The 15,583-nt window shown below is 36.6% G+C and carries 16 protein-coding genes; 14 read left to right on the plus strand and 2 right to left on the minus strand.

What is annotated here, in order from left to right; translation table 11 throughout:
* Positions 1–48: 48 nt before the first annotated feature.
* Both F1560_RS20405 and F1560_RS20410 read left to right on the plus strand, forming a co-directional pair.
* Positions 49–594, plus strand: a complete 546-nt coding sequence (locus tag F1560_RS20405; RefSeq protein WP_149476458.1) for an RNA polymerase sigma factor SigX — start codon at positions 49–51, stop codon at positions 592–594.
* The gene (locus tag F1560_RS20410; protein ID WP_149476459.1) at positions 581–1,774 is read left to right on the plus strand and encodes a hypothetical protein; all 1,194 of its coding nucleotides are present in this window, start codon (positions 581–583) and stop codon (positions 1,772–1,774) included. Before F1560_RS20405 ends, F1560_RS20410 begins: the two co-directional genes overlap by 14 nt.
* 117 nt (positions 1,775–1,891) lie before the next feature.
* On the opposite strand, the gene F1560_RS20415 is transcribed toward F1560_RS20410, so the two are convergent.
* Positions 1,892–2,143, minus strand: coding sequence for a ferredoxin (locus tag F1560_RS20415; protein WP_149476460.1), 252 nt, complete (start codon positions 2,141–2,143; stop codon positions 1,892–1,894).
* 104 nt (positions 2,144–2,247) lie between these two features.
* On the opposite strand from F1560_RS20415, the gene F1560_RS20420 reads away from it, so the two are divergent.
* The 8 genes from F1560_RS20420 (at position 2,248) to F1560_RS20455 (ending at position 10,220) form a co-directional block, all read left to right on the plus strand.
* Positions 2,248–3,303, plus strand: coding sequence for a YpbB family protein (locus tag F1560_RS20420; RefSeq protein ID WP_149476461.1), 1,056 nt, complete (start codon positions 2,248–2,250; stop codon positions 3,301–3,303).
* A 9-nt stretch (positions 3,304–3,312) separates the two neighbouring features.
* Positions 3,313–4,863: a RecQ family ATP-dependent DNA helicase gene (locus F1560_RS20425; RefSeq protein ID WP_149476462.1), complete on the plus strand. Its 1,551-nt coding sequence runs from the start codon at positions 3,313–3,315 to the stop codon at positions 4,861–4,863.
* Entirely contained in the window at positions 4,850–5,416 is a 567-nt protein-coding gene (locus F1560_RS20430; protein ID WP_149476463.1) for a CPBP family intramembrane glutamic endopeptidase, read from the plus strand. The genes F1560_RS20425 and F1560_RS20430 overlap by 14 nt, the downstream gene beginning before the upstream one ends.
* A gap of 11 nt (positions 5,417–5,427) precedes the next feature.
* Positions 5,428–5,748: a sulfite exporter TauE/SafE family protein gene (locus tag F1560_RS20435; protein WP_149476464.1), complete on the plus strand. Its 321-nt coding sequence runs from the start codon at positions 5,428–5,430 to the stop codon at positions 5,746–5,748.
* A gap of 357 nt (positions 5,749–6,105) precedes the next feature.
* Entirely contained in the window at positions 6,106–6,684 is a 579-nt protein-coding gene (locus F1560_RS20440) for a genetic competence negative regulator (RefSeq protein ID WP_149476465.1), read from the plus strand.
* 45 nt (positions 6,685–6,729) lie between these two features.
* The gene (locus tag F1560_RS20445; protein WP_149476466.1) at positions 6,730–7,662 is read left to right on the plus strand and encodes a D-alanine--D-alanine ligase family protein; all 933 of its coding nucleotides are present in this window, start codon (positions 6,730–6,732) and stop codon (positions 7,660–7,662) included.
* Between the two features lie 116 nt (positions 7,663–7,778).
* Positions 7,779–9,059 carry a Glu/Leu/Phe/Val family dehydrogenase gene (locus F1560_RS20450; RefSeq protein WP_095308935.1) on the plus strand — a complete coding sequence of 427 codons (1,281 nt, stop codon included), beginning with the start codon at positions 7,779–7,781 and terminating at the stop codon, positions 9,057–9,059.
* A 186-nt stretch (positions 9,060–9,245) separates the two neighbouring features.
* Entirely contained in the window at positions 9,246–10,220 is a 975-nt protein-coding gene (locus F1560_RS20455; RefSeq protein WP_149476467.1) for a YpdA family putative bacillithiol disulfide reductase, read from the plus strand.
* Positions 10,221–10,520: 300 nt separating this feature from the next.
* Here F1560_RS20455 and F1560_RS20460 read toward each other — a convergent pair whose 3' ends face one another.
* The gene (locus F1560_RS20460; RefSeq protein ID WP_149476468.1) at positions 10,521–11,489 is read right to left on the minus strand and encodes an asparaginase; all 969 of its coding nucleotides are present in this window, start codon (positions 11,487–11,489) and stop codon (positions 10,521–10,523) included.
* Between the two features lie 88 nt (positions 11,490–11,577).
* On the opposite strand from F1560_RS20460, the gene prsW reads away from it, so the two are divergent.
* The 4 genes from prsW (at position 11,578) to F1560_RS20480 (ending at position 15,309) form a co-directional block, all read left to right on the plus strand.
* Positions 11,578–12,258: a glutamic-type intramembrane protease PrsW gene (gene prsW, locus F1560_RS20465; protein WP_149476469.1), complete on the plus strand. Its 681-nt coding sequence runs from the start codon at positions 11,578–11,580 to the stop codon at positions 12,256–12,258.
* A gap of 141 nt (positions 12,259–12,399) precedes the next feature.
* Entirely contained in the window at positions 12,400–13,200 is an 801-nt protein-coding gene (gene sleB / locus F1560_RS20470) for a spore cortex-lytic enzyme (protein WP_420874442.1), read from the plus strand.
* Between the two features lie 14 nt (positions 13,201–13,214).
* Positions 13,215–14,558, plus strand: a complete 1,344-nt coding sequence (ypeB, locus tag F1560_RS20475) for a germination protein YpeB (protein WP_149476471.1) — start codon at positions 13,215–13,217, stop codon at positions 14,556–14,558.
* 97 nt (positions 14,559–14,655) lie between these two features.
* Positions 14,656–15,309, plus strand: a complete 654-nt coding sequence (locus F1560_RS20480; protein ID WP_149476472.1) for a flagellar brake protein — start codon at positions 14,656–14,658, stop codon at positions 15,307–15,309.
* Positions 15,310–15,583: the final 274 nt, after the last annotated feature.

Consider the following 15,583-nt stretch of genomic DNA (forward strand, 5'->3'; position numbering starts at 1 on the left):
AACCTTTTTATTTTTATAACGACTATATAATTGAACGGGAGGGTCTTTATGAAGACCGTTTTCGATAAATTTTATGATAGCTATCATCAAGACCTTTTCCAATATGTTTTCTATATGGTGAAAGATATCGAAACAGCAGAGGATTTGGTTCAAGAGATTTATATAAAAGTATTGAAATCATATGATAATTTCAAAGGTGAAAGCAGTGAAAAAACGTGGCTATTCTCGATTGCGCGTCACGTTACATATGATTATTTCCGTTCATTAAAAAGGAAAAGAAATAGAATACTTGAGTTTTTTGATTGGAATGAAAAGGGGGAGCTAATCCCTGATAAAAACGAGCTGCCAGAAGAGATAGCTGAGAAAAATGACCAAATCAAACGAGTGTATACGTACTTAAATCACTGCACACTTGACCAGAGGAATGTGATTATCCTTCGTTATTTGCAATCTTTTTCCATTCAGGAAACTGCTGAAATACTTAACTTTACCGTTAGTAAAGTGAAAACCACACAACATCGTGCATTGAAAACTTTAAGAAAAGCAATACTTGAGGACAACATGAAGGGAGGAGATGCTAATGAGAAACAATGAGGATTATGAGAAAATCATTGCTGACTTAAAGCAGCTTCCTGTAATCGAGGATAAAACGGATAAATCGGTTTTATACAGTCGCATCTCCTCGAAAATGGCAGATAGTCAGAAAGTGAAATCGAAAAAACAGATAAAGATAGTTCCTATTTTAGCCACTGGGATGGTAGCTGTGCTTTTAGCGCTTATTCCTTTTATCCTCAATAGCACTTCCGATCAGCGGGCAGATCAATCCATTAATCATGATGTGGCAACTACGTATGATTATGCGGAAGAGTCAGATCAAGTGGGTAGTAGTGAAGAACAAGAAGCGAATTCAGGTGAAGCGACTGAAAATAGTCAAGAAGAAGCTCTCCAACAGTCCAATGAATTACGGATTGCCATGGACGAAGTACCAACGCGAAGCCACGTTATTTCGGCTGATGCAGATGAATTACTTGTATACGGTGCGGTAGCAGATGCGAAAAACCAATATGTAATTCCGATTTCTTTTATTGTGGAAGAATCTGCAGATGTTCTTGAATACTATAACCAAATGGCAGCATATATCCAAGAAGACTCATGGAATACAGCTGAATATGTACTGGAAGGGGCCTCATTTGAACTCAATGAAGCGGATAAAGAGGTACTTATTGAGCTTAAAGATGGATTCACACTTGGAGAAGGATCTGCTCATGCTTATGTATTTGAGCAGATGCTTGCTTCGATGTTTACTCCGCTAGGTATTGAAAAAGCTATATTTAAAGATGGTGTTGACTTAGGACCAATTGGTTTTATAGAGGAAATGCCATTGAATCAAGGTGAGACACTATACAAGCTTTATAATAATGAATTTTTAATTCCGGTACCTACTTCGAATGAATTGTCAATTGAAGAGGCCTTAGTTGAAATGAATCTTAATGAACCTGAATTTAATGTTGCTCAAACCATTCCAGACGAAATTCAATTGGAAGTTCAATCAAGTGGCAGCTTACTGGAATTAACCTTTGATGATGTACAAGAGTTTACGAATGAGCAAGATGCTGTAACGATGATTGAAGCAATTTTAATGACTGCAAAGAGCTATGGTTTTGAGAACGTTCAATTCCATAATCCACCAATGCAGCAGATAAGTGGATACAATCTTGCAGAGCCTATAAACGTTCCGCGAGCAGTTAATCCTGTTGATTTAAGAGATGAATAAAATGTAAAAATAATAAAAAAAGTGTTTTTGAAATTATATTTTTCAAAAACACTTTTTCCATGTATACTAATAACAACAATCACCAAAGATGCTAGCAGTATCATAGTAGTAACTACGTTATGCTTCGCTATACTTTAACGGATTACCATTAAACGGACGTTTGGAAATCTTAATGGAATCAGTTGGACACCCTTCATATGCATCAAATAAATCATCCTCACAACTTTCTGGAATGACGGAAGTACCTGTATTATCATCGATGAGAACGTAAGAAAGTCCTTCGTCATCGTAGGTGAAAATCCTAGGAGCAGCTGCACCGCATGCGCCGCAGGCTATACATGTTTCTTTATCAACAATCGTGTACTTCACTTCACAATTACCTCCTAAAAGCCTTCATTCTATTCTAAATCTGATTGCGATTCATTTCAATACCGGAGTAGTGAGCATGTTTTAAAAAAAAGGAGCTGTCATCGTTGTTTCTTGAAAGTATTATTTTAAAATGTTTTTACCAGCTTAATGGTGAACGGTCCGTATCTAGCGTGTATCATTTGTTAAAAGGAAATAAATCGATTCAAACCATTCAGGATGCGCATAGTTATCAACTTGAAACGCTTTATGGTATATATCGTCATCTGACCAGGAATTCGTTTAATCAAAAAGTGTCATTTTTAGTGGAAAAAGAATATTTAAACGAGATCGAAGGGGAAACGAACGCTTTTCGATTAACGGGACAAGCATTATCATGTTTAGCTGAATCTAAGCGGCAATTTCCATTCGAGTATTTTAATGGATTACGATACAATGAAACTGCAGATACGTTTCAATTACGGTTACTGCTACTCATACAAACATTAACCAATACAAAAATGAGATTTTATCAATTTATTCCGATAACAGATCAGATCTCCGTTGAACAATGGGTTAAACAAATTTATAGGAAAATGAAGTCAAATGAAGCTCATGCATTGCAGGCAATCTATCAAGAGCTGTATCAATTGTTACAATTATTTCCAGATAAGTATGCCTCTTTATTTGTTGAGCGATTAACAGGATATAAGACTTACGGAAAGAGCATGAATCAATTAGCGGAATTAACGAAGCTGTCGATTATGGATGTACATCTTTTGCTTACAGGTATTATCCATAAAATGATTCAAGTAATCGAAACAAAACCAGAACAATTCCCTGTGCTTTCATTTTTAATAGGTGACTTAATCGAGCAAATTCCAATTACGAATTCAGCTAATCTAACCTATCAATTACTACAGAAACAGTATACGATAGATCAAATAGCAGTCATGAGAAATTTAAAAATCAATACGATCCATGATCATATCGTAGAAATCGCTCTATACGACACGGCATTCTCTATAGATCATTACATAAACCAGGAAAAGCAACAACAAATAATCGATGTGATCAATCAGGAAAACACGTTTAAATTAAGAGATATTAAAAAAGCTGTACACGATGACATTAGCTACTTTGAAATTCGACTTGTATTGGCAAAGAAGAAATTACTGAAATAAGGTGATATCATGCAACAACACGCGCTTAACTTAGAAGATGCACTGCAAACGTATTTTCAATATGATACATTTCGAATTGGTCAAAAAGAAATTATCCAAGATGTGTTAGCAGGCAAAGATGTACTTGGCATTTTGCCTACAGGATCAGGGAAGTCCATTTGTTATCAGTTACCAGCAAGAATCGAAGAAGGGTTGACAATCGTCGTTTCTCCTTTAATCTCCTTAATGATTGATCAAGTAAAGCAGTTAAAGGCAACTAACTTTAAGGAGGTTGTTGCAATTAATAGTTTTATGTCACCGACTGAGAGGAGAAATGTTTATCAAAATCTTGTCAACTATAAATTGATATACGTTTCACCGGAGCTATTACAGCAGCAAGAGCTACTAAATAGGCTGAAACAAATCCACGTGCGTTTATTTGTAATCGATGAAGCACACTGTATATCACAGTGGGGCCATGAATTTAGGCCAGATTATTTAAAGCTTTCTGCAACTATTAAGGAGTTAAATGATCCTACCGTACTTGCATTAAGCGCTACAGCGACGCCAGAAGTGCAATCCGATATAATGAACGCGTTAGAAAAGCCTGCAATGATCAAGCGAATCTATCCGATGGACAGAGAAAATATTGCATTTATTCTTGAAGAGGTTTCAAACGATCATGAAAAGATTGACAGACTTATTTCCATATTTAATACGTATCATGTTCCAGCACTAATCTATTTTACAAGTCGTTTAGCAGCAGAAAACACTGCGAGCATCCTAACGCAACGACTGGCAAATAGAGATGTTGCCTTTTATCATGGTGGGATGGAACAGGTAGATCGAGTCAGCATCCAGCAACAATTTATGAATGATCAATTGGACATCATTTGTTGTACGAGTGCATTTGGAATGGGAATTAATAAAAGTAATATTCGCTTAATCATTCACTTTCATATTCCATTACAGCTTGAAGCTTATATCCAAGAAGTTGGCAGGGCAGGTAGGGACGGAAAATCCAGTGTAGGTGTATTGCTATTTTCGCAGCGAGATGCTATCATTCCAAATCATATCATTCAAAATGAACTACCAGATGAGACTGATTTGAAAAATGTATTCCATTACTTATATACAATCAGCCAAACTGAAACTAAAAATCCGGTAGATGAACAAATTGAAGAGCAGTTGCAATTAAATGAAAATCATTGGAAATTTTTTAAGTATCAGTTAGAAAAACATGGTATGATAAACAATAATTATATTGTCTATCAAGAGAATGATTGGAAAATTGCCTATCATTCCATCGAGCAAGTAATTAAACAGAGAATGCAATATAAAGAAGAGAAACTTCATGAGGTATTGAGTTGGGTGCAGAGTAAAAACTGCCTGCGAAAAGATCTCTATCAATCTTTTCAGTCATCCTATCGACAATCAATGTATCAATGCTGCAGTAACTGTGGATTTTCATGGAATGACTGGAAACCCGAAAAGACGAACAAAACAATAGAGAAGAATGCAGACTGGAAAGAAAGACTTAAAAATTTGCTGTTAGTTGGGGAAACTCATGAAACAAACTGAACTTATCAAACAATTATCCGATGCAGAATTAAAGAAACAGCTTTTTCTATCACAGGGCATCTTTTTACTCATTAGTATCGGATTAAGCTTCTTTCTTTTTGATTCGTTTTCTAATTGGATTCTTTACTTTAACTGGAATTTTCATGAACTATTGATGTACGGAGTTGTTGTTGGTCTAATCATTGTCATCATTGATATCTTTATAATGTGGGTTTTTCCAAAGAAATATGTAGATGATGGCGGCATCAATGAAAGAATATTCCAGAATCAATCGATTCCTTTTATATTTATACTATCATTAGTCGTTGCTATTTCAGAAGAGTTATTGTTTCGAGGTGTTATTCAAACGGAATTTGGCTATTTCATAGCTAGTACGGTATTTGCTCTTGTACATTTTCGTTATTTAAAAAAGCCAGTTTTATTTATTTCAGTTGTTGGTATTAGTTTCTGGATTGGATATCTATTTGAGATTACTGGTAACTTACTTGTTACAATTACTACTCATTTTATTGTAGATTTTTTATTAGGTTTAGTGATTCGCTTTAAAAAGTGAGGTGCTTTACAGTGAATGTAAAATCAGAAGAACCAAAGGATCAAGCAGATGAACTTCGTAATCTGTTTCAGGAAATTGAGGAGGGTCAGGCCATCGAGCCCCCCTTGAAAAGTACGGATTCTGAGCAGGAAAGTGAAGCGAAGCGTGATATTGATATTTTAAACCTCCCGCCCAGAAAAGAAATTCACTCAAAGGATAGTCGAACAAGCCTTAAATTAAGTGGTCCGCTGATTCGATTGTTATTTGTGATTTTCATTTTAATTCTTGGATTGGCTGGTGCGTACTACATATGGGGGAACGAATTCTGGTTACTCATTAAGGAATTGTCATAATACCGTTTGGATAAAGACATGGTGCCTATAAGGCAGAAGGGGAAAATGTTAAAGTACCTTCGATCCCTTTCTTAGTAGTGGAGGAAAAAGTTATCATCTTGCATAAATCGAATCATACTATTAGTAAAAGTAGTGCTAATGTAGTTCTTATTGGACTAAATTTATTGGAGAAATCCACAACATTGGAACTTTAAATTGGAGATATAACGTCTATTTTAAATAGACTTAAGAAATTGTGTTGTATTGTTCAACAAATGGCGAAGTTGCATATAATATATGAAGTGCTTTCCATTATAATTCGTTGTTATAATGAAATTAGAAAACCATTTAAAAGCGCCTAAATGAGGGGGATGCAGTATGCGTATTGAACGTTTATCAAATGACCAATTTACGATTTTTTTAACGTTTGATGATTTGATTGAACGAGGTTTTACAAAAGACGACCTCTGGCATGATGCATCGAGCGTCCGCAACCTTTTCAGTGATATGATGTATGAAGCGAGTTCAGAATTAGGTATCGAACTCGAGGGAATATTACTCGTACAGGTTCATCTAATGCAGGCACAGGGTATGCATATATTCGTCACACAACAGGAAGAAGATATGTATTGGGATGATGATTTCATAGAAATGAAAGTTACGCTTGACGAGAGCAAGGAATTAATTTTTTCTTTTGAGGAATTTGAATCGGTTATCCAGGTCGCGTCCTATTTGTCTCCATTAGCGATTGAAGGCGGAAAGGTATACCATATGGACAAACGTTATTATATGATCTTAGATGAAGATGACTTATCCGATGTAAACAAAGAGGATATTATAGGGATTATGTCGGAGTATTCGAACCCAAGTATTGTGACGTCCTATCGACTACATGAATATGGCAAAATCATTTTCGATTCACAAGCAATAAAGGAAATCATCAAGCTATTTTATTAAACAACTTAGTAAAGACATAAAGGATGTCAAGGGGAGTGCAGAAGAATGAGGATTGCAGTATTATATGGCGGTGTTTCAGGTGAGCGAGAAGTTTCACTTTCATCAGGGAAAGGGATCATAGCCGCCTTAAAAGAAAACGGACATGAGGTTATTGGAATTGATTTTAATCCGAATCGATTACAGGACATTATACAACTAGATGTAGATTTGGTATTTATTGGACTACATGGAAAATATGGGGAAGATGGAAGAATTCAAGGACTATTAGATATGCTTGGCATCCCTTATGTTGGTTCAGGTGTTCTTGCTTCTGCCTTAGCTATGGATAAAGCGAAGGCGAAGCAAATTTTTAATATGCACGACATTCCACAAGCTAAAAGTAAAGTCTACACGGTGTCTGCAACGAATCGTTTGGAACAAATCGCAAACGAAATAAAAGCAGCTTTTACACCACCATTTGTGATTAAACCGAATAAAGAAGGCTCTACCCTTGGATTGACAATTGTTACAGATACCAATCAAATTGAGGATGCAGTAACAAACGCTCATGCTAGTGACGACACGATTCTAGTTGAAGAGTTTATTGCTGGTAGAGAGTTAACAGTGGCCGTAATGGGGGCTAGAGGAGAAGAATTTGCATTGCCAATCATCGAAATAATTCCGAAAAATGCCTTCTATGACTATGAATCGAAATATGCACCAGGTGGAAGCGAACATATTGTCCCAGCAGTTATGGATGAAAAAACAGCTGAAAAAATAAAAAATTACGCAGTTCTTGCTCATCAATCAATAGGCTGTGAAACCTATTCAAGAGTTGATTTTATATTAAATAAAGATAATGTACCAATGATATTGGAAGTAAACACGTTACCAGGTATGACTCCAACTAGTTTGTTTCCTGATGCAGCAAAATCGATTGGGATTGAATATCATGAAATGATTGAGAAATTTGTAGAACTAACGATGCGACATAAATAGGTTAACGTTAATTCAAAAAATGAAACCTATTTTTATTGCATATTTAAAATGAACGTGTATACTAAACTCTGAGTGGGCTATACAAAACTTTTATATATATTGTAGGAGGTAAGTTCATGGTAGCCGAAAAAGCAGCAGATTCTATCAAAGAAAATCAAGAAAATACAGATGTATTAAGTTCAACACGAACTGTTGTAAAAACTGCATTAGAAAAATTAGGTTACCCGGAAGAGGTTTTCGAATTATTAAAAGAGCCTCTACGTATGATGACGGTTCGCATCCCGGTACGTATGGATGATGGATCGGTTAGAGTATTTACCGGATATCGTGCACAACATAATGATGCAGTAGGTCCGACAAAAGGTGGGATTCGTTTTCACCCAGATGTGACGGAATCAGAAGTAAAGGCTCTATCCATTTGGATGAGCTTAAAAGCAGGTATTGTTGACCTTCCTTATGGAGGAGCAAAAGGTGGAATTATTTGTGATCCTCGAGAGATGTCCTTCCGAGAATTAGAAGCATTAAGTCGTGGTTATGTTCGTGCAGTAAGTCAAATAGTAGGTCCTACGAAAGATATCCCTGCGCCAGATGTATTTACAAACTCTCAAATTATGGCCTGGATGATGGACGAATATAGTAAAATAGATGAATTCAATAGTCCTGGTTTTATTACGGGGAAACCAATTGTTCTAGGTGGTTCGCACGGAAGAGAATCTGCTACAGCAAAAGGAGTTACGATTGTACTTAATGAAGCTGCGAAGAAAAAGGGAATTGAATTAAAAGGTGCAAGGGTAGTCGTTCAAGGATTTGGAAACGCTGGAAGTTTCCTATCTAAGTTTTTGCATGATGCAGGGGCAAAAGTTGTTGGTATTTCTGATGCTTATGGTGCGCTGCATGATCCGGATGGTCTGGATATTGATTATTTGCTTGATCGAAGAGATAGTTTTGGAACCGTAACCAAGCTGTTTAACAATACAATCTCAAACAAAGAATTGTTTGAATTGGATTGCGATATTATTGTTCCTGCTGCCGTAGAGAATCAAATTACACAAGACAATGCACATAATATTAAGGCAAGCATTGTTGTAGAAGCAGCGAATGGTCCAACAACAATGGAAGCTACTAAAATTTTAACAGAACGAGGAATTCTTTTAGTTCCTGACGTATTAGCATCGGCTGGTGGGGTTACCGTATCATACTTTGAATGGGTTCAAAATAATCAAGGGTATTATTGGTCGGAAGAAGAAATCGATAAAAAGCTTCATGAAATTATGATTAGATCCTTTAATTCGATATATAACACAGCTGAAACAAGACGTGTGGATATGCGTTTGGCAGCATATATGGTCGGTGTAAGGAAAATGGCCGAAGCATCCAGATTCCGTGGCTGGGTTTAATTCAGGAGTTTAGCTGTTTAGTAAGCAATCGATTTATTCATATGGTAAATAAAAAACTCTTATCGGATAAGAGTTTTTTATTTTAGCAATGGAATACTTTCTGATCTGTACTCGCCAAAACCTTAGCATTACTAAATTTTAAAATCAACATAAAAGTAATTTCAACCATAAAGGAAGTGCCTAAACATGCAAGTGGAAAAAGTAATTATTATTGGTGGAGGTCCGTGTGGTATGTCCTGTGCCATCGAGTTGCAAAAACACGGAATTAATCCACTGATTATTGAGAAAGGAAATGTAGTAAACACGATCTACAATTTCCCTACACACCAAACTTTTTTTAGTTCTAGTGAAAAACTAGAAATTGGTGATATGCCGTTTATAACTGAAATGCAAAAGCCTGTTAGAAATCAGGCATTGGCCTATTATCGAGAAGTTGCTAAGCGTAAGCAACTTCGTATGTATACATATGAAAATGTGAAAGAAGTAAAAAAGGAAAACGATATATTTCGTGTGATGACGGAGAAGTTTGATGGACAAGAAGCTACGTATCAGACAGAAAAGGTCATTATTGCGACTGGCTATTATGATCAACCTAATTATCTCCAAATTCCTGGAGAAAATTTAAAGAAAGTCATGCATTACTTTAAAGAAGCGCATCCTTATTACAACCAAGACGTCGTAGTTATTGGAGGGAAAAACTCTGCAGTTGATGCGACACTGGAACTACATAAAGCCGGAGCTAGAGTAACGGTTCTTTATCGTGGAAGTGAATATTCAAGTAGTATTAAGCCGTGGATACTTCCTGAGTTTGATTCGCTCGTGAGGAAAGGTATTGTAAAAATGATTTTCCATTCACATGTTACAAAAATAACCGATGATGCCGTTTATTTTGAAGCTGCTGGAGAAGCGAATGTAATTAAAAATGATTTTGTATTTGCCATGATTGGTTATCAGCCTGATATTTCATTTCTGAATGCAAGTGGTGTAGAGGTTGATGCATCGAACGGGAAGCCGAATTATGATGCCGAAACATACGAAACAAATGTAAAAGGAATGTATGTGGCAGGCGTTGTGGCTGCTGGATATAACAATAACGAAATATTTATTGAAAATGGGCGATTTCATGGAGAGGAAATTGCTAAGTCAATCATTGAAGGATAGCAATATGTTTGCTATCCTTCTTTTACTGTGTGATAACTATAAAGTTTGAATGCCGCAGATAACTTAGTTACCGATAGCTACGTCGAGCTCCGGCACCTGGTGAGTCATTCCTCACCATAGTATGATAAAGCAGACTTGCCGATAGGCTTTACAAGAGGCTTAGTCACACTTATACCTTTGCGTTCAGAAGGGGTATCGGTTCCAAATAGTTTCCTTGATCCCTACTCAGGAATATTCGACTAGTCCTATAGTTCGGGTCGCAGTCCATATGTTGCTAAACCGGCGCTTCCGCTTTTGTGCCTATAGTGTTTCAAATAGTTCTTTTAGATTGTTATAATTAGTTGTCTTTTCCAGTGCGATTAATAAGCGAATCCTCGCTTTTGGACCAGATAATCCACGAGCAAAAATGACGCCTAATTGTTTCAGTTGTTTACCTCCACCATCATAACCATATGTCGGTTGGACAACTCCTTGATAGCATCTGGAGACAAGTATCACTGGGATATTGTCTTCTATCAATTGTTGTATTGGTTTAATAGTATCCTTTGGTAAATTCCCTTGTCCAAGACCTTCGATTACAAGACCATCAGGCTTTGCTTGCTGAATTGCTTGCAATAATTGTTCATCCATACCAGCAAAGGCTTTTAGCAGGAATACGTTCTTAGATATATGTTGAACGGGCTGTACCTGACGAGTGCGGATTCTTCGATGAAAGAGTATGGAATCCTTTGTAATTAATCCTATTGGTCCAAATTGCGGACTTTGAAAGGTTGCTACATTACTGGTGGACGTTTTTGTTACGTTTTTAGCCGCATGTATTTCATCATTCATCACAACTAACACGCCTTGACCTTCTGCATCGTCATCGATAGCAACTCGAATGGAACTAATTAGATTGTATAAGGCATCCGAGCCAATTTCGTTGCTCGAACGCATCGCTCCAGTTACGATAACAGGCTTATCGGTTTCCAATACGATATCTAGAAAATAAGCTGTTTCCTCCAATGTGTCCGTACCATGCGTTACAACAATACCATCGTAGTTAGGGATAAATGCATTAATTTTCTTTGCCAGTTCTAGCATGTGAACTGGCGTGATTTGAGGAGAAGGTAGTCCAAAAATAAGTTCCTCATCAATGCTTGCGTAATCTCCTAATTGATCACCTACTGCACTTAATGGATGGATATCTGTCGTATTTACTTCTCCCGTTTCCTTATCTTCCAGCATGGAAATCGTTCCACCAGTATGAATAATGAGTATATTTTTCATAAATATCACCTGTTCTTTAATTTCTATTTTCATTTACATGACTTAATGATACGATAAAAGTAATGTAATTGGAAAGAGGTATACTATTATGATTGCAATTTTATCAGCTGGAATTGCACCAATTGTTGCACTAATGTCATTCATTTATTTAAAAGATCGTATTACAGAACCAATCCCATTGATTATTCGGATGTTTATTCTAGGGGCTTTATTAGTGTTTCCAATTATGTTTATTCAGTACGCATTTACAGCTGAGGGGTTAACGAGTAATCGAATCATTGAATCTTTTTTTCAAATTGCATTTTTTGAGGAATTCTTTAAATGGTTTATATTTATGTTTGCTATTTATCACCATTCCGAATTTGATGATCACTATGATGGTATCGTTTATGCCGGATCTATTAGCATGGGATTTGCTTCTGTTGAGAATGTCCTCTACCTATTAACAAATGGAATTGAGTACGCATTTTTACGCGCATTTTTCCCTGTATCGTCACATGCATTATTTGGTATTATCATGGGTTATTACTTTGGAAAGGCAAAGATGAACCAACAGAGGCAGAAATTAAATTTAGGATTAGCATTTCTCATTCCGTTTACGTTGCATGGAATCTATAATTATATATTAACGAGCTTGGTTAGCACTTGGATGTACTTTCTAATCCCATTTATGGTCGTGTTATGGATTATCGCCTTACATCGTATGAAAATAGCAAACAATACTTCGGTTCAAATGAAACATCATAATAAAGAAAAGTATCTCCTGTAAATCTGTGGATTTGCAGGAGATTTTTTATTTAAATGGACAAAGATGAATAAAAAGGGTAATTACTCAAAAAATAGGTATTGCAATCCAATAGAATTAACGGGAGGAAAAAGTATGGTCAATCGCAAAGCAGTCTTTTTACTCATGATTATGATTATATCACTAATTGGACTGCAGCCAGAGTCAACTACAAAAACGGTAAATGCATTTAGTTCGCAAGTCATTCAGCAAGGAGCGGTAGGGGATGACGTTATTGAATTACAATCCCGGTTGCAATACCTTGGTTTCTACAATGGAAAAATTGACGGAGTTTTTGGCTGGGGTACGTATTGGGCGCTTCGTAACTTTCAATATGAATTTGGTATGAAAGTGGATGGGTTAGCTGGTCAGACGACGAAAGATAAACTTGTTCAAGCCAGTAATTATGATGAAGGGTATGTAAAAGAAAATATTAATCAAGGGAAGGACTTTACCCATTATGGCGGCGGGGATCGTGGTGGACAGCAGCAATCTTCACAGCAACAAGAGCAACAGGGACAAGGTGAACAAGCTGGATCAAATGTAACCGCAGTTAATGTTCCTCAAGGATATTCACAAAATGATATTCAGTTAATGGCGAATGCTGTGTATGGTGAGGCTCGAGGAGAACCATATGAAGGACAAGTTGCTGTAGCTGCTGTCATTCTAAATAGAGTAGAAAGTCCAACTTTCCCAAATACAGTGTCAGGTGTTATTTTCGAACCTAGAGCCTTTACGGCAGTTGCAGATGGACAGATTTGGCTAACACCAAATGATACCGCTAGACAAGCTGTTCTGGATGCAATAAATGGATGGGATCCTTCTGGAGATGCTACTTATTATTTTAATCCAGATACAGCAACATCAGGATGGATATGGACTAGACCTCAAATCAAGAAAATTGGTAAGCATATATTTTGTAATTAGAAAGGTGTGAGAAAATGTTTCGGTGGATATTGATTGGTTTACTTGCTTTAGGAATTGCAGGAACGGCATTCTGGGGCTATATGGAGCATCAAGAAAAAAACGCTGTCCTAATCCAAGCAGAAAATACGTATCAGCGGTCATTCCATGAATTGACGTACAATATGGACTTGTTGCATGATCAGATTGGAACGACTTTAGCTATGAATTCGACGGAAAGGTTATCACCACAATTTGTGGAAATTTGGAGATTGACATCGGAAGCATTATCCAATGTAGGTCAGCTTCCATTAGGTTTGTTGCCTTTTAATAAGACAGAGGAATTTCTTTCCAATATCGGTGATTTTACGTATCAGACAGCTGTAAGGGATTTGGACGATTCTCCACTAACCGAGGATGAAACGGATACATTAAAAAAGCTATACAGTCAATCAGGTGATATTAAGAATGAGTTGAGAGAAGTTCAGCATATGGCTTTAGAGAATAATTTGCGTTGGATGGACGTACAGCTAGCGCTAGCAAATGAGGATGAGCCAATGGATAACACGATTATTGATGGTTTCACGACTGTCGAGAAATCTGTTGAAGGCTTTTCCGAGGGCTATGCGGATTCTCCTATTATTGGAACTTCATCAGAAGAGCATCAGTACAAACATTTAAATGGAAAAGAAATTGGTGAGGAAGAGGCACTAAAAAAGGGCACGGATATTCTAAACGTAGAAAATAAAGATAATCTGACGTTAGCAGAAACAGGCGAAGGCTCAGACATTCCGATATACAGCATCTCTTATCAAAATGGAGACGAGAGCGGCTATATGGATTTGGCAAAGCAAGGCGGTCACCCATTGACAGTTCTGATTACAAGACCAATTGCTGAAAATAAAATTAGTTTAAATGAAGGGGCAGAAAAGGCACAGGACTACTTGGAAAAGCACGATATCGCTAGTATGATGCTTTTTGAGAGTAGCGAATACAATAATGTTGGTGTCTATTCCTTTGTTTATAACCAAGATGATGTCCGCGTTTACTCCGATGCTGTAGAAGTAAAAGTAGCATTAGATGATGGAGAGGTTATTGGATTAACAGCGCGTAATTACTATATGAATCACACCGAACGCGATATACCTGAACCAACATTATCGATGGAAGAGGCTAAAGATAAGGTTAATCCGAATGTTGACATTCAGGAAGAGTTTTTAGCTGTTATCGACAATGATCTTGAAGAAGAAGTATTAACCTACGAATTCTTAGGCGTGATGGATAATGACACCTATCGTATCTTCATTAATGCGATGAATGGCAGAGAGGAAAAAGTAGAGAAATTAGACGGGACTGAAATTAATTTTGCAGCAAATTTTTAGGGATAGGCAAAAAGCCTTTCCCTTTTTTTATGTTTCTGCAATAATGTAGGTATATTGTATGATTGTTGGAAATTGAAATAAGGTGAGGGGATTCCTATTGGAAATCGGAACAATGCTTAATCTTGAATTGAAAGAATCCGGAAAAATATATACTTATTATTGTAAAATTATTGAAAAAAACGATAAATATTTAATTATCGATTATCCAATCGATGAAAAAACGAAAAAAACTAGAATGTTACCGAAAAGAAAACTATTTAAAGTTAACTTCGTGGGAAAAGATCAAGTTGTCTATCAATTTACATCTGAGATAGTAGCAAAGGTTAAATTAAACGTTCCTGCACTCGCAATTAAAATTCCTTCTCCAGAAAAAGTCGAACGAATACAACGCAGGGAATATGTAAGGGTTGAAGCAGCTGTTGATATAGCTATACATAGTATTAATCACCAATTTGAACCGTTCGTTACAGTTACTTCCGATATTAGTGCAGGTGGCCTGGCAGTCCTCGTACCAAAACATATCCCCCTGGAGATTGGCACAATAGTTGATGCTTGGTTTGCGTTACAAATGAGTGATAATCAATTTCATTATATATATGCTGGGGCCGAAGTTATTTTAAATAGGGAAGCGAACAATCGAATTAATCTTGTATCCCTAAAATTCCTTTCCATAACAAAGCTGAATCGTCAGCTGATCGTACGTTTCTGTTTTGACAAACAACGGGAAGCAAAGAAGAAAGAATTGATGTAGTGAATTGACTGTTTGAACGTATTTTAATTGGTGCGAAAGTTGAGTTATGTTATGATAAACTAAGTATGATAAACTTGGCGATTGCCAGATTTTTAATAAGTCATCTGCTATCTTACCCCATTAAATTAGGTACATAATCAACATATGAGATGGGATTATTTGAGTAAATAGCAGGAAATGTTAGTTTTACTTGATGAGAGGAATGGATGTTAACAATGCCAAAAGAGTACATTGCAATTGCAATCGACGGTCCAGCAGCTGCTGGAAAAAGCAC

The sequence above is a fragment of the Oceanobacillus polygoni genome, assembly GCF_008304605.1.
Lineage (GTDB): Bacteria > Bacillota > Bacilli > Bacillales > Amphibacillaceae > Oceanobacillus > Oceanobacillus polygoni.